This is a genomic window from Acidovorax sp. M14 (genome assembly GCF_049331375.1).
Classification (GTDB): Bacteria; Pseudomonadota; Gammaproteobacteria; order Burkholderiales; family Burkholderiaceae_C; genus Acidovorax.
Map to the genome: position 1 here is coordinate 850758 of NZ_CP186263.1, position 19314 is coordinate 870071.

The 19314-nt window shown below is 65.8% G+C and carries 18 protein-coding genes and 1 other RNA gene; 8 read left to right on the forward strand and 11 right to left on the reverse strand.

Going from position 1 to position 19314, the window contains the following annotated elements; genetic code table 11:
- Positions 1-80: 80 nt before the first annotated feature.
- Positions 81-1715 carry an RNA repair transcriptional activator RtcR gene (rtcR, locus tag ACOYR4_RS03980; RefSeq protein ID WP_422848719.1) on the forward strand — a complete coding sequence of 545 codons (1635 nt, stop codon included), beginning with the start codon at positions 81-83 and terminating at the stop codon, positions 1713-1715.
- Positions 1716-1725: 10 nt separating this feature from the next.
- Positions 1726-2065: RNase P RNA component class A (gene rnpB, locus ACOYR4_RS03985), an RNA gene on the forward strand.
- 293 nt (positions 2066-2358) lie between these two features.
- Here rnpB and ACOYR4_RS03990 read toward each other — a convergent pair.
- The 7 genes from ACOYR4_RS03990 to ACOYR4_RS04020 all read right to left on the reverse strand — a co-directional run bounded on the left by ACOYR4_RS03990 (position 2359) and on the right by ACOYR4_RS04020 (position 9988).
- Positions 2359-2772 carry a hypothetical protein gene (locus tag ACOYR4_RS03990; protein WP_422848720.1) on the reverse strand — a complete coding sequence of 138 codons (414 nt, stop codon included), beginning with the start codon at positions 2770-2772 and terminating at the stop codon, positions 2359-2361.
- On the reverse strand, positions 2769-3245 hold the full coding sequence (locus ACOYR4_RS03995; RefSeq protein ID WP_422848721.1) for a hypothetical protein: 477 nt from the start codon (positions 3243-3245) through the stop codon (positions 2769-2771). The genes ACOYR4_RS03990 and ACOYR4_RS03995 overlap by 4 nt, the downstream gene beginning before the upstream one ends.
- 221 nt (positions 3246-3466) lie before the next feature.
- A complete protein-coding gene (locus ACOYR4_RS04000; RefSeq protein ID WP_422848722.1) occupies positions 3467-4702 on the reverse strand; it encodes a M48 family metallopeptidase in 1236 nt (411 codons plus the stop codon).
- 2 nt (positions 4703-4704) lie between these two features.
- Positions 4705-5970, reverse strand: coding sequence for a YjgN family protein (locus ACOYR4_RS04005; RefSeq protein ID WP_060984208.1), 1266 nt, complete (start codon positions 5968-5970; stop codon positions 4705-4707).
- A 183-nt stretch (positions 5971-6153) separates the two neighbouring features.
- The gene (locus ACOYR4_RS04010) at positions 6154-6948 is read right to left on the reverse strand and encodes an rRNA pseudouridine synthase (protein WP_422848723.1); all 795 of its coding nucleotides are present in this window, start codon (positions 6946-6948) and stop codon (positions 6154-6156) included.
- Between the two features lie 34 nt (positions 6949-6982).
- Positions 6983-8680, reverse strand: a complete 1698-nt coding sequence (locus ACOYR4_RS04015) for an MBL fold metallo-hydrolase (protein ID WP_422848724.1) — start codon at positions 8678-8680, stop codon at positions 6983-6985.
- Positions 8681-8785: 105 nt separating this feature from the next.
- The gene (locus tag ACOYR4_RS04020; protein WP_422848725.1) at positions 8786-9988 is read right to left on the reverse strand and encodes an MFS transporter; all 1203 of its coding nucleotides are present in this window, start codon (positions 9986-9988) and stop codon (positions 8786-8788) included.
- Between the two features lie 123 nt (positions 9989-10111).
- Between ACOYR4_RS04020 and ACOYR4_RS04025 the strand changes: the two genes are divergently transcribed.
- Entirely contained in the window at positions 10112-10996 is an 885-nt protein-coding gene (locus tag ACOYR4_RS04025) for a LysR family transcriptional regulator (RefSeq protein ID WP_295943173.1), read from the forward strand.
- 25 nt (positions 10997-11021) lie between these two features.
- Here ACOYR4_RS04025 and ACOYR4_RS04030 read toward each other — a convergent pair whose 3' ends face one another.
- The gene (locus tag ACOYR4_RS04030; protein ID WP_291437212.1) at positions 11022-11219 is read right to left on the reverse strand and encodes a hypothetical protein; all 198 of its coding nucleotides are present in this window, start codon (positions 11217-11219) and stop codon (positions 11022-11024) included.
- Between the two features lie 119 nt (positions 11220-11338).
- Positions 11339-12043 carry a glutathione S-transferase N-terminal domain-containing protein gene (locus tag ACOYR4_RS04035; RefSeq protein ID WP_422848726.1) on the reverse strand — a complete coding sequence of 235 codons (705 nt, stop codon included), beginning with the start codon at positions 12041-12043 and terminating at the stop codon, positions 11339-11341.
- A 94-nt stretch (positions 12044-12137) separates the two neighbouring features.
- Between ACOYR4_RS04035 and dapF the strand changes: the two genes are divergently transcribed.
- The 4 genes from dapF to lepB all read left to right on the forward strand — a co-directional run bounded on the left by dapF (position 12138) and on the right by lepB (position 15534).
- Positions 12138-13019 (forward strand): diaminopimelate epimerase, encoded by an 882-nt coding sequence (gene dapF, locus ACOYR4_RS04040; RefSeq protein WP_422848727.1) that lies wholly within the window; start codon positions 12138-12140, stop codon positions 13017-13019.
- Entirely contained in the window at positions 13016-13705 is a 690-nt protein-coding gene (locus ACOYR4_RS04045) for a DUF484 family protein (RefSeq protein WP_015012535.1), read from the forward strand. Before dapF ends, ACOYR4_RS04045 begins: the two co-directional genes overlap by 4 nt.
- A 51-nt stretch (positions 13706-13756) precedes the next feature.
- Positions 13757-14734: a tyrosine recombinase XerC gene (locus ACOYR4_RS04050; RefSeq protein WP_422848728.1), complete on the forward strand. Its 978-nt coding sequence runs from the start codon at positions 13757-13759 to the stop codon at positions 14732-14734.
- A gap of 119 nt (positions 14735-14853) precedes the next feature.
- Positions 14854-15534 carry a signal peptidase I gene (lepB, locus tag ACOYR4_RS04055; protein ID WP_422848729.1) on the forward strand — a complete coding sequence of 227 codons (681 nt, stop codon included), beginning with the start codon at positions 14854-14856 and terminating at the stop codon, positions 15532-15534.
- 39 nt (positions 15535-15573) lie between these two features.
- Here lepB and ACOYR4_RS04060 read toward each other — a convergent pair whose 3' ends face one another.
- Both ACOYR4_RS04060 and ACOYR4_RS04065 read right to left on the reverse strand, forming a co-directional pair.
- Complete coding sequence (locus tag ACOYR4_RS04060; RefSeq protein WP_422848730.1) at positions 15574-17229, reverse strand: methyl-accepting chemotaxis protein; 1656 nt, start codon at positions 17227-17229, stop codon at positions 15574-15576.
- Between the two features lie 34 nt (positions 17230-17263).
- Positions 17264-17791, reverse strand: coding sequence for a chemotaxis protein CheW (locus tag ACOYR4_RS04065; RefSeq protein ID WP_422848731.1), 528 nt, complete (start codon positions 17789-17791; stop codon positions 17264-17266).
- A gap of 227 nt (positions 17792-18018) precedes the next feature.
- Between ACOYR4_RS04065 and ACOYR4_RS04070 the strand changes: the two genes are divergently transcribed.
- Positions 18019-19254 carry a class I SAM-dependent rRNA methyltransferase gene (locus ACOYR4_RS04070; protein WP_422848732.1) on the forward strand — a complete coding sequence of 412 codons (1236 nt, stop codon included), beginning with the start codon at positions 18019-18021 and terminating at the stop codon, positions 19252-19254.
- The last annotated feature ends 60 nt before the right edge of the window (positions 19255-19314 follow it).

The following is a 19314-nucleotide window of genomic DNA, read 5'->3' on the forward strand; positions in this document are numbered from 1 at the left end:
ATTTTCCTTTCGGCGAAATTGATTGGGTGTTTAGATGCGAAGATAATTAGAATGAAAGCTAGTTAAATAGATAAAAAAATATGCGCAAAAACAAGGTGGTCATCGGCTTCCTGGGCACCCAGCTGGACTCTGGCAAGGGCGCAGGTCGGTGGGAGAAATGGCGCCCCACGGTGTCCCTGGTGCAGCATGAGGATGTGGTGATCGAGCGGCTGGAGCTGCTCTACACCCCGCCGCACCGCCAGCTGGCCCACCAGGTGCGCGCGGACATGGCCACCGCCTCGCCCGAGACCTCGGTGAACCTGGTGCCCCTGCCCATTGCCGACCCCTGGGACTTTGGTGAGGTCTATGCCCAGCTGTACGACTGGACGCAGGCCTACCGCTTTGACACCGAGCGTGAGGCGTACTGGACGCACATCACCACGGGCACGCATGTCGCGCAGATCTGCCTGTTCTTGCTGGTGGAGTCGCGCCGCATTCCGGGCGTGCTAGTGCAGACCTCCCCGCCCAAGCGTCAGCGCATCGGCGACCCCGGCAGCTACACGCTGATCGACCTGGACCTCTCGCGCTACGACGTGATCGCGCAGCGCTTTGGCGCCGAGCAGCAGGACGCAGTGCAGTTCCTCAAAAGCGGCATTGCCACGCGCAACGCCCGCTTCAATGCACTGATCGACGAGGTGGAGCGGGTGGCGGTGCGCTCGCGCGCGCCCATCCTGTTCACGGGGCCCACGGGCGCGGGCAAGTCGCATCTGGCGCGGCGCATGTACGAATTGAAGAAGGCCCGCCACCAAGTGGAGGGCGAGTTTGTGGAAGTGAACTGCGCCACGCTGCATGGTGACGGCGCGGCGTCCACGCTGTTTGGCCACAAGAAAGGTTCGTTCACCGGCGCGGCGGCCGACCGCGCGGGCCTGCTGCGCACGGCGCACAAGGGCGTGCTGTTCCTCGACGAGATTGGTGAGCTCGGCGCAGACGAGCAGGCCATGCTGCTCAAGGCCGTGGAAGAAAAGCGTTTCTACCCCCTGGGCAGCGACCGCGAGGTGGAGAGTGACTTCCAGCTCGTGGCGGGCACCAACCGTGACCTGCGCACCGAGGTGGCGGCCGGGCGCTTTCGTGAGGACCTGTTTGCGCGCATCAACCTCTGGAGCTATGTGCTGCCCGGCCTGGCCCAGCGACCCGAAGACATCGAGCCCAATGTGGACCACCTGCTGCAGCGCGCGGGCGAAGAGCTGGGCCGCAGCGTGCGCTTTTCCAACGAGGCGCGCGCCGCTTACCTGCGCTACGCCCAGTCTCCCGAAGCGCTGTGGACCGGCAACTTCCGCGACCTCTCCGCCAGCGTGACACGCCTGGCCACATTGGCTGACAGCGGCCGCATCGGCCTGCCGCTGGTGGAGGCCGAGATCGCGCGCCTGCGCTGGCTGTGGCAGCCCGCCAGCGATGCGCGCCATGGTCTGGCTCCCGCCGCAGGAGCGGTGGGGTGCGACGAACTCGCGGCTTTGCTGGGTGACGAGGTGGTGGAGTCCATGGACCTATTCGACCAGTTGCAATTGGCCGCCGTGCTGCAGGTCTGCCGGCAGTCGCGCACCTTGTCGGATGCAGGGCGCGTGCTGTTCCAGGCCTCGCGCACGCAGCGCACCGTGGTCAACGATGCGGATCGGCTGCGCAAGTACCTGGCGCGGTTTGGGCTGGATTGGGAGCGGGCATCGGGTGCTGGGCGATAATCTCGCCCGTGAAGCACGCCAGACCGCCGCTGGTGCAATCTGGGAAACCAGGCACTGGAGGAACGTCCGGACTGCACAGGACAGCGTAGCAGCTAACGGCTGCCCACCGTGAGGTGAGGATCAGAGCAACAGAGACGAGTCCCGGGGGAGTGCCGCAAGGCAAACCACCGGGGGTGAAACGGGCAATCTCTACGCGCAGCAATACCAAGTAGGCCAGCGTTGATGTGGTTCCGCAGAGCTGGCGGGTAGGTAGCACCGAGCCGTGGTGGCGACACCCGGCCCAGATTAATGGCGGTCACACTGCGGGCAACCGTGGTGCACAGAATCCGGCTTATCGGCGCGCTTCACACTTTTCATTGTTGAATCAAATTCGTGACTCGACAAGCCGCTCCCGCTCCCTGTCACAGATCACGCTGAGTGAGGTGTCTTTAGGCCCGCTTCGCAGATGGCGCTCAAGTGGCGCTTGCTAAGCTGAGAGTCGTCGTCCGTAGCATCGTGCAAAGGGCGCCGCTCAGGGGCCGTGCTGCATATTGTGGCTCCCGCTATGCAAAATGCGAAGCGAGGATGGTGAGGAGCAACCAAGTCCCTCGGCTATTTATACGCCTCTGTTGTGTCTTGTTGCCTAGCTTTCGCGACTCTGGCCTCACGGGGTGATGACGCACTGAAGTGAGGATGCTCGCGCCTTACCCGCGCTGACGCGAAACGAGATCACCGCTGAGGCTACATCCTCCCCCGCTTTGTGGTTGATCGAAAGCGTGCATTGCGTTTTGTTGCAACTTCCCTTAATTGCATTGTCGCCCGCATAGAGGTAGGCCATTCTCATGGCCAGAAGGTCCTTGACCTTGGCACGGCCTGACTGACCGAAATCGGCATGGCAGGACGATGCTGCTGGAATGGCATCGTCGGCGGCGGCCAATAAAACGCTCAGCGCCTTTTGCGTCGCCACCGGGTCGGCGCCACTACTGGTGGCGGAAGATTCCGTTTCGCTGAAGGCTGGGCCGATCAATACGCCGCCAAACAGTGCGGCCGCGCCGAGTGCGCGCAACTGCCGCATCACGGGGCCACTCCGAAGTACAAAGAAATGTCATTGCCAGCGTATGCACTTTTGAACTTGCTGTGGAAGGCTTCAACAGAGTTGTCGGCCACCACCTTGCTTTGGCTGTTGGAGAAATTGAATACCATGCCTCCGTAGTGAATTCCCACATGCTTTTGTGGCACGGGCGCCATTAAGTTGTTGACCACATTCTTGGCGGAAAGGACGAAGATCAAGAGACCGTCCGTCATGGCGGGCCTGTCTTCCCATTTGCCCCTTTGCGGCAATCGGTTGTACAGCTCATCGCAACGGATGGATGCACCCGTCTTCTTGGTCTTGAATGCCATGTCGCCACACAGCATTCCCAGCTTGATGCCCAGTGCGTGACTTACAAAATGTGCGCAATGATTTTGGTTGGACGAGGAAAAGCCGTTGGAGCAAATGTCGGAAATGGGTTTGCCCACATAAGCTTGTAGTGCGGTTAGTGTCGTGCTCATTGGTACGAGTGAATAAATGATTCTTGCTGGACAGCAAGTAGCGGGCTGTTTGTGGTGCCCGAGGTCGCATCGGCAAGCCGTTAGCACCGATGCGACTGGCGTTCGTAAAGACCCGCCATTCTCTGCATGAAAAAACCAACGGCTGTTACTTTGTGTTTTCTGGGTAACCAGGCTTGAGCTGGCGTCGCGGCCCTCGCATACACCCTTGTTGCCGCAGTTGCTCAGCCTTTGCCGCAATGCAGCGCATGTACCTGTTCCAGCTCGGTGGCTCGGCGCACGGTGTCTGGGTGGCTGCTCAGTAGCGACCACATGGGATGTGCTTCGAGCCTTGCTTTTGCTTGGTCCTTTGAATTCGGTGCGGACGCACTAGCCGGCGCCGCAACATCGGCCCCCTGTTCATTAGCGGCAGTGGTGATGCCTCTTTCATTGCCCTTTTGCTTGTTGGCACTTTCCTCATCGTCCCGCGCAATGGCCAGCAGCAGCTTGCCCATGGGCGCCGTGGGCAGTGCGGTATGGCGCATGAGTGCGATGGCGTAGCAGTCGGCCTCGCGCTCGTGGTTGCGGCTGTAGGCCAGGCCCGTCATCACCGAGGCACCGGTGGAGACGATGGCCGACACATCTCCCAGTGCCAGGCCCAGGCCGACGTTGAGCACGCCTTGCTCCACCACCATGCGGGTGGTGTGGCGGTGCACGACATGGCCGATCTCGTGGGCCAGCACGCCCACCAGGGCGTCGTCGGGCAGGCCCTTGTCGGCGGCGGCTTTCACGATGCCGTCGGTCATCACGATCTTGCCACCGGGCAGGGCAAAAGCGTTGGCGCCCATGCCCGAGCGGAACTCCAGCGACAGGGGCGGGTTGTATTGTGCGTAGCGGTGCAGTGTGGCGGGCGCCTGTTGCACCAACGTGTTGAAACGTGCCTGGAGTTGCTGCTGCCGCTCCTTGGGGAGCTTGCTGGGCTTGAGCGTGCCTTCATCCATCTGTTTGAGCACGTTCTCAGCCACGCTGGTTTCCCAGCCCAGGGGCACAAACCGCGTGAGTTGCGTGGCGGCCCAGGGCGTGCCGTAGCGGTAAAACAGCGTGAGGCCGATGATGGCGGCGGCCGTCACGCCCAGCAGCACGGGCCAGCGGGTCTGCATGCGTTGTGCGATGCCGGGGCGCTCGCCCGCAACGGCCAGGGCCGCACGCCACTCGGTCACGGCGTCGATCTCCACGCTGCCATGGTCGCGCAGATCAATGACCACACGGGGCTGCGGCTTGCGCTCGTTCCAGGCCTCCGGCCAGCCCACCTGCTTCCAGGCAAAGACCACCGGTTCAGTACCCGGCTGCGAGAGCGGATGCAGTACCAGCGATGGGCCTTGCGGTGTGGACCGCAGGCTCACCACCACCGGACGGGCCTTGCTGCTCTGGCCGTCAAACCAGCGCCCGGGGACCAGGGCAGGGTGCTCGGGCGCCGACATGGTCAACCGATGAGGTCGAGGCCAGCGGCATCCGCCAGCGCATCGCCCAGGCCACCCTGCTGCTGGCGCACCATGGCGCCGGTCACCTGCTCCACGCCCCCCTTGACGTGCAGGGTGACGGACTCGCACTTCATGCGGTATTCACTCACCCGCGCAAACGGGCGGTACAGCCCCAGCGTCAGCAGGGTGAGCAGCATGTTCTTGATGCGCAGCCACACGTATTGGCCGCTTTTCAGGTGGCACTTGAAACGGGCCACATGGCTCACGCCGATGTTGTTCCACATCAGCTGGAACATGCGCGCCTCGCGGTACGCGCGGGCAGGCGCCGACGCCAGGATCAGCATGAAGATGCCCGCGATGATGGACACGATGATCACCACAAACATCCACAGGCCCAGCCGGTTGCTCTGGCTGGCCACCAGGGCGATGGAGCTGCCTGCCAGGATGCCGATCAGCGCAGAGAAGCCCACCACGCACAGAATGAAAACGGCCACGGTGGCCATCCACACCTTGACGAAGTCCATGTACACGGGCTTCCAGCGGCCTTTTTCGGCGCCGACCTGGGCCTTGAGCACCAGCAGGCTCTTGAAGTTGTACTCCATGCGGATCACGCACAGCACCGACAGCACCAGGCCCAGCAGCACCAGGCCGCCCATGGCGGGCGTGAACGAGGGCATGGGTTGCTTCTTTCCTTCTTCCTCGATGGTCTCCAGCGCCTGGGCCAGGTCGGGCGACAGCAGCTGCAGGCCATAGAACACACCAAACCACACCAGCGCCAGTGCAAACACGGGCCAGCTGGCGAGGTAGACCTCTTTCCAGCTTGCCGTGAACTGCAGTCGCAGCCCGCGCCACCGTGTGGCCCCCAGGCGGAACCGCATGGCGCTGGCCCAGATGAAGGGCGCCAGCGCTGCGCCGGCCAGCAGGAACAGGCCCACGGCCGTATCCTGGCCGGTGTTGGCGGCCAGGTTATAGGCAATGGTCAGCAGCATCAGCAACACAAAGCCCATCACCATCTTGCGCTGCTGCGCGGTGAATTCGAGGGGGCTGCCGGCCACCAGCGTGTGGCTGTAGAAATACTGGGCGGTGCGGCGGCGTGCCCAGGGGGTGTAAATGCCCAGCGTGACGATGGACAACAGCACGTTGACGATCCACACCCGGAAATACTCGCCCCCGCTGCCCGTGAACTCGAGCGGGTGGGCATCGATGTTCATCGGCATGAAGGTGGACATCGGCCCCGCAGCGCCGCCTGACGATTGGTTTGTGTTCATGAACTCCCTCCAGAGTGCTGCGCAGTGTAGCAGCGGTGCAGATGGATGGAATTCAAATGAAAAGGGCCTGAAGCGCTTGTTGTAAAAGCGCTGATAGCTATGTTTTCAGGAGCATATGTGCGTCGCCTGTCCCTTGCGCATCGGCAGTACGCCGCTGGGCCCGTAAGCGCTTAGAGCAGATTCTTAGAACTTCTCCCACGGCTGCAGGTAGCGCCACTGCCCCTCGGGCACCTTGGCCAGCGGCACGCGGCCGATGCGGATGCGCTTGATGCCCACCACCGTCAGACCCACGGCTTCGCACATGGCCGGGATCTGGCCGGGGCGGATGCCCTTGAGTGCAAAGCGCAGCTTGGTCTCGTTCTGCCAGCTCACCTTGATGGGGGGCAGGGGACGGCCGTTGAACGTGAGGCCATGGCACAGGCGCTGCAGGCCATTGGGCGCGATGTCGCCCTTGACCTCGACGATGCACTCTTGCTCCAGCACCTCGATGTCTTCGGCCAGCTTGCGCGCAATGCGCTTGTCCTGCGTGTAGACCACGAGGCCACTGGCCTCGGTAGGCAGGGGCGTGAAGCATTCGAGCTGCTTGAAGTGGCGCTGCAGCACGCGGATGCCCGACGCGTCTTCTGGCAGATGCGACGCGGCATTGAGCAGCGTGAGCGCCTGTGGCGCGCCCTGGCTGCGGCTGGCGTGGGCCGCTTGCCCTGTGGCTGCGCCCGGCAGGCCCAGACCGGCTTCAAACCCTGCGGGCTTGTGCAGCAGCAAGGTCACCGGGGTCAGCGCCAGCAGGCTGGCATCGGGCGCGACCGTCACGGCCTGATCGGGGCGCACACGCGCGCCGGGGGCTTCCTCGATCTGGCCGTCCACGCTCACAAAGCCGCCCTCGATGAATTGCTCGGCCGTGCTGCGCGAGCAGCTCAGCTGTTCGGCCACGCGTTTGGCCAGGCGGATGTGGGTGGGGTCGGGGTTCTTGTCGGTCATTGAATATTGAAGGCGGTCTTGGTGTTCTTGGTGCTCAGTTGTTGCCGGGCTGCAGCGAGCGGATGCGCTCCACATGCGCCAGCAGCGAGCGCTGGGCCACGGGCCACATGCGCGGCGGCACATCGTCGTAGGCGTGGCGCACCCAGTCGTCCATGCTGCCTTGCGGCAGCGCCTGCATGGCGGCCAGCACCTTGGCCTCACGTGCCAGGCGGTGGGCCTTGAGCTTGGCGATGGCATTGCGGGCCCCCAGGACCGGGCCCCCCAGCACGTAGCCGTGCGCGGGCAGGATGAACTCCACGCCGTGCGCGGCGCAGACTGCATCCAGACGGTCCAGCGAATCCAGGTAGTCGGCCATGTTGCCGTCGGGCGGGTCGATCACGGTGGTGCTGCCGTTCAGGATGTGGTCGCCGCTGAACAGCAGCGCGTCCTCCACCAGCAGCAGGCACAGGTGGTTGGCCGCATGGCCCGGGGTATGGATCACCTGCAGGGTATGGGTGATTTTGCCCTCAGGCGCTAGTCCTTCAAGCACGAGCAACTCATTATTTTGTAGCGCCCGGTCGGGGGTGAACTGGCTGGCCGCGCGGGCCGTGGGGGCGGACGGCAGGCCCAGAACGGGCGGGCGTGCCTTGCCAGCCTGCACACACATCGCCTGCAGTGGCGCGGCGCCGGGGGAATGGTCGGCGTGCGAGTGGGTGCACACAATCATGCGGATGTCGCCCCCCGCTGCACGCCAGAGCTTGTCCAGGTGCTCGGTATCGGCCGGGCCGGGGTCGATGGCGATGAAGCCCGTGGCCGGGTCGCCCACCAGGTAGCTGTTGGTGCCGGGGCCGGTCATCACGCCGGGGTTGGGGGCGGTCAGGCGCATCACGTTGCGCAGCAGCGGCACGGGGCGCTCGGTCTGCCAGTCCAGCGGGTGCACGATCTGCCCGTCGGGGCACACCAGCGCCAGCTCGCCAAACGGCATGTCGTCTTCCATGTAGCGCGCTTCCTTGCCCGCCAGCAGGCCTGCGCGTGGGCAGCTCACCCACAGCGGCTGCTCGTGCGCAACCGCGTCCAGCACCGCCTGGGTGCTGGCAAATTGGGCCAGGCGCTGCAGCGTGCGGATGGTGGGGAAGATCATGAAGAACTGCCCCGCCTCGTGCCGCGCCAGCGCATCGGCCGGGCGCACCCACACGGGCTCGAACTGCTCGGCCTCGTCGGCCACGGGCTCCTGGCCCTCGGGCATACGGGCCACCAGAAAAGGCACTTCAAAGCGGCGCGCCAGGTCGCGGTCGGCCGTCCAGTGGGCCAGCAGGTACACCCCATCGGCCGCGAGGCGCAGTCCGCGTGCGGCGCACTGCGCGGCAAACGGCTGGTGGCGGTCGATGGCGGCAATGTCCTGCGCATCGGCCATCTGTCCTTGGCGGTGGCCCTCGGCATGGCGCGCCAGCAGCACGCCCAGTTCTTCAAAACTCTCGCGGATGGCCGCAATCGCCTGGGTGAGGTGCAGGTCGCTCTGGGTAGGGCGGCGGTCCGCAGCGGCGTGGGTGGCGGGGGCGGCATCCAGCGCATCAATGCCCCCGCCGGGGAAGACATAGGCACCGGGCGCAAAACTGGCCGTGGCCGAGCGCCGGGTCATGAGGACTTCGAGCCCGCCGCCGTCAGGCACATCGCGCAGCAGCAGCACGGTGGCGGCGGGGCGGGTGGCGACGGGTTCGCGTTGGGGGTGGAGTTGTTGGCTGGAGCGGGGCATCAGGCCATTATCGAGGCGCGCTGGACTCCGTGCACTCCTGCCAGCGCACAGGCTGCAGTGGGTAGCCCATGGCGCGTGCTGCTTTGCGTGAGGGGCACGGTACGGTCAGTGCCCTGCGGGCACAGGGCCGCTGGCGCGCACGGGGATGCCGCTGCGCCGGTCCAGCACACCGCTCCAGTGCGTGAGCGCGAGCGATACCAACACCACCAGCGCACCGATCCATGGCGTGTGCTGCAGGCCCAGGTGCGTCACGATCAGGCCCCCCGCCCAGGCGGCGCCGGCGATGCCCAGGTTGAACGCCGCGATGTTCAGGCCCGAGGCCACGTCCACTGCCTGCGGGGTGAAGCGCTCGGCCTGTTTCACCACGTACACCTGCAGCCCCGGCACATTGCCGAACGCCACAGCGCCCCACAGCAGCACGGTGCACACCGCCAGCCAGGGATGGGGGGCCGTGAACTGCAGTACCAGCAGCACGGCCGCCAGCAGCGCAAAGATGATGCGCAGCGCCGGGATGGGCCCCAGCCGGTCGGCCAGCTTGCCGCCCCAGAGGTTGCCCACGGCCACGGACACGCCGTAGACCAGCATCACCCAGCCCACGGCACTGGCGCTGAAGCCCGAGATGTCGGTGAGGATGGACGCGAGAAAGGTGAACGGGATGAAGGTGCCGCCGTAGCCAATGGCCGTCTTGGCGTACACCAGCAGCAGGCGGGGCTCGACCAGCACCTGGGCTTGTTGCGCCAGCGAAGCGGGGGGCGTGTGGGCGATGTGGCTGGGTACAAAGACTGCACTGCCGATGAAGGCCACCACCCCCAGGACCGACACGGCCAAAAAGGTCTCACGCCAGCCGAAATGCTGGCCGATGAACGTGCCCAGTGGCACACCGGTGACCAAGGCCACCGTGAGGCCGGTGAACATGATGGCAATCGCGCTTGCGGCCTTCTCGCGCGGTACCAGGCCGGTGGCGATGGTGGAGCCGATCGAGAAGAACACGCCATGCGCCAGCCCGGTGAGGATGCGCGCGGCCACCAGGGTCTCGTAGCGGGGCGCCTGCCAGGCCAGCAGGTTGCCGGCGGTGAACAGTGCCATCAGCGCCAGCAGCAGCGCCTTGCGCGGCAGTTTGCCGGTGAGTGCGGTGAGCACCGGGGCACCAATGGCGACCCCCAGGGCGTACAGGCTGACCAGCAGGCCCGCCGAGGGGATGCTGATGGAAAGGTCTGCCGCAACGGTGGGCAGCAGGCCAACGATCACGAACTCGGTCGTGCCGATGGCAAATGCGCTGAGCGTCAGCGCGAGCAAGGCAATGGGCATGGGAACACTCCAGGTTTCAGGCTTTCGGGCTGTGGAGTGTGGGTGTTTCAGTCTTGCTGAAAAAGATCGCTAAGCGCCATTGATAATTGATTTGAAGTCAACAATATCGCGGCAGGAGAACCCATGAAAACCACGCTGGAAGAACTGCAGGCCTTTGTGGCGGTGGTGGACGGCGGTTCGATCACGGCCGCAGCCGACACCCTGGGCCAGACCGTCTCGGGCATCAGCCGGGCGCTGGCGCGGCTGGAGAAAAAGCTGGACACCACGCTGCTGCGCCGCACCACGCGCCGCACCGAGCTGACGGAGGAGGGCCAGGCCTTTTTGCAGCGCACGCGCGCTATCCTGGCCTCCATCGACGACGCCGAGGAACACATGGCCGCGCGGCGCCAGCAGCCCGCCGGCCGCCTGCGGGTGAATGCGGCCACGCCCTTCATGCTGCACGCTGTGGTGCCCCTGGTGCCGGCGTTTCGCAAGGCCTATCCGCAGATCACGCTGCAGCTGGACACGGACGAGACATACATCGACCTGCTGGAACGGCGCACGGATGTGGCCATTCGCATCGGCCAGCTTCCGGATTCCACCCTGCATGCGCGCCCGCTGTGCACCAGCCGCCTGCGGGTGCTGGCCAGCCCCGACTACCTGGCGCGCACGGGCAAGCCCAAAAGTGTGGCCGACCTGGCCCGGCACACGCTGCTGGGCTTCAACCAGCCCGAGTCGCTCAACCAGTGGCCGCTGCGCGGCGCCCATGGAGACGCTTGGCCCATCGTGCCCGGCCTCACCGCATCAAGCGGCGAGACACTGCGCCAACTGGCGCTGCAAGGGGTGGGCATCGTGTGCCTGTCGGACTTCATGACGGCCGCTGACCGCGCGCGCGGCGACCTGGTGCAGGTGCTGGCCAAGGACACGGTGGAGGTGCGCCAGCCCATCAGTGCGGTGTATTACCGCAACACGCAGCTGGCGGCGCGCATTGCGTGTTTTCTTGATTTTCTGCAGGAGCGTCTGGGCTGAGCAGGCCTGCCTTGCAGGCCCGCCGCTAGCGCAAGGCGCGCAGTTGCTGCAGGCGCTGCAGCACGGCGTCGATGACGGCGTTGGCGCCCTCTACATCGCAGCTCCACAGCATTTCCAGCAACTCGATCAGCGCGATGGCGTTGGTCTCCTGCAGCGCTGCGCGGGCGGCAGCCTGCAGGTCGTGCAGGTCCAAATCCTGAAGAACATCAACGGTCAATCCCATGGGGTGCTCCTTGTTTTTTTGAGGAGGCCCATGGTAGGTGCGTGGCGCCAGGGTGCCGGGCTGCGCGGCATGATCAAGATCAAGGGCGGATGAGAAACCCGGCGCCCTGGCGTCCGCCGTCAGCCGCGCGCCGGAATCGCCAGCCCCCGGGCCACCGCCGGACGCGCCACGAAGGCGGCGAGCACGCGCTGCACCTCCTTGAACTGGTCAAACTCCACCAGGTCGCCCGCGCCGTAAAAGCCCACCAGGTTGCGCACCCACGGCAGGATGGCGATGTCGGCGACGGTGTACTGGTCGCCCATCACCCAGTGGCGGCCCGCAAGGCGCTCGTCCAGCACCTTGAGCAGGCGTTTCGATTCAGCGACATACCGGTCGCGCGGGCGCTTGTCTTCGTAGTCCTTGCCCGCAAACTTGTGGAAGAAGCCGAGCTGGCCAAACATGGGGCCCACACCGCCCATCTGCCACATCACCCACTGCAGGGTTTCGTAGCGCCCGGCGGTGTCCTGCGGCAGCAGGTGGCCGGTCTTGCTGGCCAGGTACACCAGGATGGCACCGGACTCGAACAGCGCCAGCGGCTGGCCGTCCGGGCCGTTCGGGTCCAGGATGGCCGGGATCTTGTTGTTGGGGTTGAGCGAGAGAAATTCGGGCGTGGTCTGGTCGTTGGTCTCAAAGCTCACCAGGTGGGGCTCGTACGGCAGGCCCAGTTCTTCCAGCGCTATGGACACCTTCACGCCGTTGGGCGTGGGCAGGGAATACAGCTGGATGCGGTCCGGGTGCCGGGCGGGCCACTTGCGGGTGATGGCAAAAGCGGAAAGATCGGTCATGCGAGGTTCCTGAAAAGCCGGTGGAATCGAGAGAAGCTGCCAAGCGTACGCCCGCGCGCGGTTTGGCGCAGGGGCGGGGCCATAATCCCGTCCCATGAAGATTCGCTTCACCAAAATGCAGGGCGCGGGCAACGATTTTGTGGTGCTCGACGAAACCCAGGGCCGCCTGGGGCTCAGTGCCGCCCAATACCGCTTCCTTGCCGACCGCCATTTCGGCGTCGGCGCCGACCAGATCCTCACCGTGCGGCCCTCGCCGGGGGAAGGCATCGACTTTGAATATGTGATCCACAACGCCGACGGCGGCGAGGTGGAGCAGTGCGGCAACGGTGCGCGCTGTTTTGCACGCTTTGTGCACGACCGGGGGCTGTCGGGCAAGGACACCATCCGCGTACAGACCAAAAGCGGCGTGATTGCCCCCCGCCTTACGGGCGACGGCCGCGTCACCGTGGACATGGGCCGGCCCGAGTTCGACCCCGCCAAGGTGCCGTTCGACACCACCGGTCTCACGCCCGTGCAGCAGGGTTCGGGGCAAAAATGGCCGGTAGCGTTAGAGGAATATGCCTCGGGCGCTTCTGTTTTGGTAGCAGTTTCCTCCATGGGCAACCCGCATGCGGTGCAACTGGTGGACAACGTGGACACGGCTCCCGTTGCGCAGACCGGACCGCTGATCGAGCGCCACGCGCGCTTTCCCCAGCGGGTGAACGCGGGCTACCTGCAGATCGTGGACCGCTCCCATGTGCGCCTGCGGGTGTTCGAGCGCGGCGCGGGCGAGACCCTGGCCTGCGGCACCGGCGCCTGCGCGGCCGTGGCCAGCGGCATCCGGCTGGGGCTGCTCGACCCCGAGGTGCAGGTGGACACGCGCGGCGGCCGCCTCACCATCGCCTGGAGCGGCCAGGAGGCTGATTCCGTTTTCATGACCGGCCCGGCCACCACGGTGTTCGAAGGCCAGATCGACATTCCCGACACGCTCGTATGACTACCCACATCCCACCGATCACCGAAGACGACATCGCCCAGTTCCTCACCAACACGCCGGGTTTCTTCGAGCGCCATGCCGAGGTACTGGCCAGCGTGCAGATCACCAGCCCGCACGGTGCGCGCGCCGTGAGCCTGCAGGAGCGCCAGGCCGAGATGCTGCGCGAAAAGATCAAGGGCCTGGAGCATCGGATCATGGAAATGGTGCGCAACAGCACCGAAAACGCCGCCATCGCCCACAAGGTGCACCAATGGACCGGCAGCCTGCTGCAGGTGCGCGACCCGTTCGACCTGCCCCAGGCCGTGGTCGATGGAGTGCGCACCCTGTTCGATGTGCCCCAGGCGGCAGTGCGGGTGTGGGCAGTGGCCGCTCCGTACATCGACGCCGACTTCACTCAGGGTGCCAGCGAAGACGCGCGGGCGTTTGCCTCGTCGCTGACCATGCCCTTCTGCGGCCCCAACCTGGGCTTCGAGCCCGCTGGCTGGCTGGCGCAAGAGGGCGGAGAGCCCGCCCAGTCCCTGGCCCTGCTGCCGCTGCGCGCTGGCGCCATCGACAGCGCCACGCCAGCGTTTGGCCTGCTGGTGCTGGGCTCGCACGATCCGCAGCGTTTTGATGCCACGATGGGCACCGACTTCTTGTCGCGCATGGCAGAGCTGGCCAGCGCAGCGCTGTTGCGGCTGCAGTAACCCGCGTTCTGGCAGCCCGTGCCAACCTAGCGGCGTCTCGGCGACGGCACCATGTCTGAAACGCCCGCAGCCCCCACCACGCTCGACCCTCAGGTCGTGCGCTATCTGGAGCATGTGCGCGTTGAAAAGCGGCTGGCCGCGCGCACGCTCACGCTCTACACCCTGGACCTCGAAAAGCTGGCGCAGTTTGCGGCTGGCGTGAACGTGCCGCTGCTGCAGTTGCAGACCGCTCACATTCGCCGCTTTGTCGCGCAGATGCACAGCGGCGGGCGCAGCGGGCGGGGCATTGCGCTCATCCTCTCGGGCTGGCGCGGCTTCTTCATCTGGGCCGTGCGGCAGGGGCTGATTCCGCACAACCCGGTGCAGGATGTGCGCGCGCCCAAGGCGCCCAAGCCCTTGCCCAAGGCGCTCGGCGTGGACGACGCGGTTCGGCTTGCAGAATTTGACAACGCCGGCGCCGACCCCTGGCTGGAGGCGCGCGATGCGGCCATGGTGGAGCTGCTGTACGGCTGCGGCCTGCGCGTGGGCGAACTGGCGGGGCTCGATGCCATCCCCAACGCCGACACCCAGCGCCAGGGCCGTGGCTGGGTGGACCTGCAAGCGGGCGAGGCCCATGTGTTCGGCAAGGGCAGCAAGCGCCGCAGCGTGCCGGTGGGCGCCGCCGCGACGGCCGCGCTGCAGGCCTGGCTGCAGCTGCGGGCCACACCGTTTGGTGGCGAGGGCTCTGCGCGGCTCGACACCGCCTTGTTCGTGGGCCAGCGCGGCAAGCGGCTCACCGCCCAGTCGATCTGGCTGCGCCTGCGCCAGCGCAGCCAGCAGGCGGGGCTCACCACACCGGTGCACCCGCACATGCTGCGCCATTCGTTTGCCAGCCACCTGCTGCAAAGCAGCGGCGACCTGCGTGCGGTGCAGGAGCTGCTGGGCCACGCCAACATCACGACCACGCAGGTGTACACGCGGCTCGACTTTCAGCACCTGGCCAAGGTCTATGACGCCGCCCACCCGCGTGCGCGGAAGAAGTCCCCCTGAGCCGCCGCGCGGGTCTCCGCGAAAGCGAAGCAACCGCCCGCCCGCCGCGCGGAACCAAGTGGCCCCCTGGCGCCTCCGATCCATCTGCCGCTCGCCGTGGGCGCCCTGGAGTTGTCGTCATGCTGCTGAACTGGATCCAATCGAACCTTAAATCGAACCGGTGGTTCATCGTGCTGCTGTTGTGCTTTGGCGTCTTTCGCACTGCCGTGGCCGACTGGAACCCCATTCCCTCGGGCTCGATGCGGCCCACGCTGCTGGAGGGGGATGTGGTGCTGGTCAACCGCCTGGCCTACGACCTCAAGCTGCCGCTCACTGACGTCATCCTGGCGCACATCGACGACCCGCAACGCGGCGATGTGGTCACCTTCTCGTCCCCGCTGGACGGCACCCGCCTGATCAAACGCATTGCCGCCTTGCCCGGCGACACGGTGGAGATGCGCAACGAGGTGCTCTACATCAACGGCCAGGCGGCCGAATACGAGAGGCCTGATTCTGTGCAGGAGCCGGTGCTGCCAGGCCACACGCTCACGGCCACGCGCTGGACAGAGCGTCTGCTGGGGCATGAGCGCCGCGTGCAGTGGCTGCAGGGCGTGACGGCGCGCAGCAGCTTCGATCCGGTGCAGGTGCCCGAGGGCGAATACCTGGTGCTGGGTGATAACCGGGACAACAGTGCCGACTCGCGCTACATCGGCCTGGTGCCGCGCCATCTGCTCATCGGGCAGGCGCACCGCGTGCTGCTGTCGGCCGATGTGCTGGGCCACTGGGCGCCGCGCCTGGAGCGCTTTGGCAAGGCGCTGTAGTCCGGTTCATTCACAGCGTGATCGGCCGCCCTAAGCCGCTCAGGCGGCCGCCATCGGCAGATGGGCGTGACCGAGCAAGGGGCGGCGTACGGGCCGGTGTTGCAAGACAGCGCGTGGCTCCTGCACGGAAGCCTGGGCTTGCTCCTGGCCATCGGGCAGCTTGAAGGTGGCAACCGTCTGAACCAGTTCGCCCGCCTGCTGGTTCAGGCTGGCAGCGGCTGCGGCCATTTCTTCCACCAAGGCAGCGTTTTGCTGGGTGGCGTGGTCCATCTGCGTCACCGCTTCGTTGATCTGGTCCACGCCCTGGCTTTGCTCGGTGCTGGCGGCACTGATCTCGCCCATGATGTCGGTCACACGCCGGATGGAGGCAACGACCTCGCTCATCGTTTGACCGGCGCGGTCCACCAGGGCCGATCCGGCTTCCACGCGCTCTACGCTGGTCCCGATCAGGCTCTTGATCTCACGGGACGCCTCGGCCGAGCGGCTTGCCAACACGCGCACCTCGGTGGCCACCACGGCAAAGCCCCGGCCCTGGTCGCCTGCACGGGCGGCCTCCACGGCAGCGTTCAGCGCCAGGATGTTGGTCTGGAACGCGATGGAGTCGATGACGCCAATGATCTCGGAGATCTTGTTGCTGCTGTCGTTGATGTCCTTCATGGTGCGCACCACGTCGGCCACCACCTCGCCCCCTTGCACGGCAATCGATGTGGCGGCCTGGGCCAGCTCGTTGGCCTGGCGGGAGTTTTCGGCGTTCTGGCGCACGGTGGCGTTCAGCTGCTCCATGGAGGCAGCGGTTTCCTGTAAGGCGCTGGCCTGCTGCTCTGTGCGCGCTGACAGATCGTTGTTGCCCTGGGCGATTTCGGCCGACGCGTAGGAGACGCTGTCACTGTTGGTCCGCACCTGGCCGACCAGATGCACCAGTGACTGTTGCATCTCCTGCAGCGCCTGCAGCAGTTGTGCGGTTTCGTTGGTGCCACGGTAGGTGATGGGCAGGCTCAAGTCCCCGGCCGCCACGGCGCGGGCGGCATCCACTGCGCGGCGCAGGGGAGCCGTGGTGGAGCGCACGATGCCAAATCCAATCGCCGCACCGGCCACCAGGGCCAGCCCTGTGAGCGCCAGCACCGACACGTTCAGCGTGGACACCGCCGCCACGGCATCGGCCTGGGCGGTCTTGGCCAGCGACTCCTGGAATTCGATCAGGCCGTCGAGAGCATCAAAGTACGCCTTGCGCGGCGCCGCCATGGACCCTGTCAGCACGGCCCGTGCATCGTCCATGCGCCCGGCGGTCAGCAGTTCAGAGTAGCGTGACAACTGCGCCGCGTACTCACCGCGTGCGCGCAGGGTTTCGGCCAGTGCGGCTTTGCCTTGGGGCGTGGTGATCTGCTGTGCGAGGGTCTCGAACAGCTGCGTGATCTGTTGGCGTTTGGCGTTGATGGTGGCCTGGTGCCGTTGTACGTTTTCGGGGCTGGTATCCAGCAGCATCTGCGTGAGGGCCAGCTCGACCCCCGTCACGTCTTCCTTGGCCACATGCAGGTGCAGCACCTTGGGGAAGCGGTCATCGATGATGGAGTGGAACGCTTTGTCCGCGCGGCTTGCCAGCACCACCGACATCGTGCCCATGAGGCCGATGAGCAGCGCCATCAAGCCAAAGCCCAGCGTGAGCCGGGTCGAAATCTTCAGGTCGTTGAATTTCATGGTGTGTCCAGTTCTTGGGGTATGGGATGGCCGCTCAGTGGCTGACGGCAAGGGCTTCGCCCGCCACAGGCCGGGCAAGGAATTTCTCGATGTCGAGCAGGATCAGCATCCGTGGACCCACCGAGCCGATGGCCAGCAGGTGTTCGGGCTTGACGTTGCCGCGCAGGGCGGGCACGGGGCGCAGCTGTTCGCGCTCCAGCGTGAGCACGTCGGACACGCCGTCCACCACCACGCCCACCGTGCGCTGGCCGATGTGCAGCACGATCACCACCTTCAGGTGGTCGTACTGCACGGCGGTCTGCCCCAGCTTCAGGCGCAAGTCGATGATGGGCACGATCACGCCGCGCAGGTTCATCACGCCCAGCAATTCGCCCGTGGCGTTGGCAATGGTGGTGGGCTTCTCGTACGTCCGGATCTCCTGCACCCGCAGGATGTCCACCCCGTATTCCTCGTTGCCGATCTTGAAGGCCAGAAATTCGCGCAGGTCGGTCATCACGGCCTGGGCCGTGCCGGGCGCGGGGGCGAGGCGGGTGGTGCTGGGGCGTGTGGCGGAGGTAGTCATCGGAGTGTTTTGATAAAAATGATAATTTCCGTAATTCTATCGATTGAGAATCATATTTGTCAAATATGCGGTTTCGAGAGAGCGACTCGGCCGGGTGTCTGCCGGGCGAAGAGGGGCGGGCGGCGCGTGTCTGACCAAGGCGTGATCAGGCGCGGTGATGGCTTCTGCGCGCGTTTTTCCGTCGGCGGGGCACTCTCCCGTGCCCGCCAGCCCGCACAATCCGGGGCATGAAAACCCTTCGACTCCGCGCAGGCAAAGAGCGCTCGCTGCTGCGCCGCCATCCCTGGATCTTTGAATCGGCCATCGCCAAGGGCGGCGGCGACAGCGGCGAGACCGTGCGCGTCGAGTCGCACGAAGGCCAGTTCCTCGCCTGGGCGGCTTACAGCCCCAGCTCGCGCATCCGCGCACGAGTGTGGAGCTTTGACGAGGCGCAGCGTATTGATGCTCCGTTTTTCATAGCTGCTTGCGCACGTTCCATCATCGCAAGAGCTCGTTTTGATGTGCAGAGCGATGGCGTACGCCTGGTGCACGGCGAGTCCGACGGTCTGCCGGGGCTCATCGTGGACCGCTATGGCGATACCCTGGTGGCGCAGTTCACCAGCGCAGGCACTGAGCGCTGGAAGGGCGTGATTGCCGATGCGCTGCTGCGCGAGACGGGGCTCACCAAGCTGTACGAGCGCTCGGACGCCAGCGTGCGTTCGCTGGAAGGTCTGGAGCCCGCCACCGGCTGGCTGCGCGGCGGGCCGACGGGCGCTGCGGGCGATGGCGAGGGGCCGCCGCTGGAGCTGACGATCCGCGAGCACCAGTGGCGCCTGACCCTCAACATCGCCGAGGGCCACAAGACGGGCTTTTATCTGGACCAGCGCGACAGCCGCAAGCGGTTTGCTGACTACACCCAGCGCCTGGGCTTCAAGCATGTGCTCAACTGCTTTTGCTACACCGGCGGCTTCAGTGTGGCGGCGCTGGCGGGCATGCGTGCTGCGGGCAATGTGGCCGACGGGCACGTGACCTCCATCGATTCCTCCAGCCCGGCCCTGGAGCGCGCCCGCGCCCACGTGGCGCTCAATGGGTTCGATCCGAACCGCGCCACCTTCCTCGATGCCGACGTGAACGCCTCGCTGCGCCAGTTCCTCAAGGAAGGCCAGCGCTTCGACGCCATCATCCTGGACCCACCGAAGTTTGCGCCCACTGCGGCGCATGCCGAGCGCGCCGCACGCGCCTACAAGGACATCAACCGGCTGGCACTGCAGTTGCTGTCGCCGGGGGGCGTGCTGTTCACCTTCTCTTGCTCAGGCGGCATCAGCGCCGACCTGTTCCACAAGATCGTGGCTTCGGCCGGCGCGGATGCGGGCGTGGACGGCTTCATCCTGGAGCGCCTGGGCGGTGCACCCGACCACCCGATGACATTGGAGTTTCCGGAGGGCGAGTACCTCAAGGGGCTGGTCGTCATGCGCAAGGGGTGAGCTTTCCGGCGCCAGCAGGGGCTTGACAGCCTCGGTACACTGAAAAAGATGCCCCTGGGT

Coding starts and splice junctions, on each gene's coding strand:
- rtcR (WP_422848719.1), top strand. CDS start 81: ATGCGCAAAAACAAGGTGGTCATCGGCTTCCTGGGCACCCAGCTGGAC.
- ACOYR4_RS03995 (WP_422848721.1), bottom strand. CDS start 3,245: ATGAGCACGACACTAACCGCACTACAAGCTTATGTGGGCAAACCCATT.
- ACOYR4_RS04000 (WP_422848722.1), bottom strand. CDS start 4,702: ATGTCGGCGCCCGAGCACCCTGCCCTGGTCCCCGGGCGCTGGTTTGAC.
- ACOYR4_RS04005 (WP_060984208.1), bottom strand. CDS start 5,970: ATGAACACAAACCAATCGTCAGGCGGCGCTGCGGGGCCGATGTCCACC.
- ACOYR4_RS04010 (WP_422848723.1), bottom strand. CDS start 6,948: ATGACCGACAAGAACCCCGACCCCACCCACATCCGCCTGGCCAAACGC.
- ACOYR4_RS04015 (WP_422848724.1), bottom strand. CDS start 8,680: ATGCCCCGCTCCAGCCAACAACTCCACCCCCAACGCGAACCCGTCGCC.
- ACOYR4_RS04020 (WP_422848725.1), bottom strand. CDS start 9,988: ATGCCCATTGCCTTGCTCGCGCTGACGCTCAGCGCATTTGCCATCGGC.
- ACOYR4_RS04025 (WP_295943173.1), top strand. CDS start 10,112: ATGAAAACCACGCTGGAAGAACTGCAGGCCTTTGTGGCGGTGGTGGAC.
- ACOYR4_RS04030 (WP_291437212.1), bottom strand. CDS start 11,219: ATGGGATTGACCGTTGATGTTCTTCAGGATTTGGACCTGCACGACCTG.
- ACOYR4_RS04035 (WP_422848726.1), bottom strand. CDS start 12,043: ATGACCGATCTTTCCGCTTTTGCCATCACCCGCAAGTGGCCCGCCCGG.
- dapF (WP_422848727.1), top strand. CDS start 12,138: ATGAAGATTCGCTTCACCAAAATGCAGGGCGCGGGCAACGATTTTGTG.
- ACOYR4_RS04045 (WP_015012535.1), top strand. CDS start 13,016: ATGACTACCCACATCCCACCGATCACCGAAGACGACATCGCCCAGTTC.
- ACOYR4_RS04050 (WP_422848728.1), top strand. CDS start 13,757: ATGTCTGAAACGCCCGCAGCCCCCACCACGCTCGACCCTCAGGTCGTG.
- lepB (WP_422848729.1), top strand. CDS start 14,854: ATGCTGCTGAACTGGATCCAATCGAACCTTAAATCGAACCGGTGGTTC.
- ACOYR4_RS04060 (WP_422848730.1), bottom strand. CDS start 17,229: ATGAAATTCAACGACCTGAAGATTTCGACCCGGCTCACGCTGGGCTTT.
- ACOYR4_RS04065 (WP_422848731.1), bottom strand. CDS start 17,791: ATGACTACCTCCGCCACACGCCCCAGCACCACCCGCCTCGCCCCCGCG.
- ACOYR4_RS04070 (WP_422848732.1), top strand. CDS start 18,019: ATGAAAACCCTTCGACTCCGCGCAGGCAAAGAGCGCTCGCTGCTGCGC.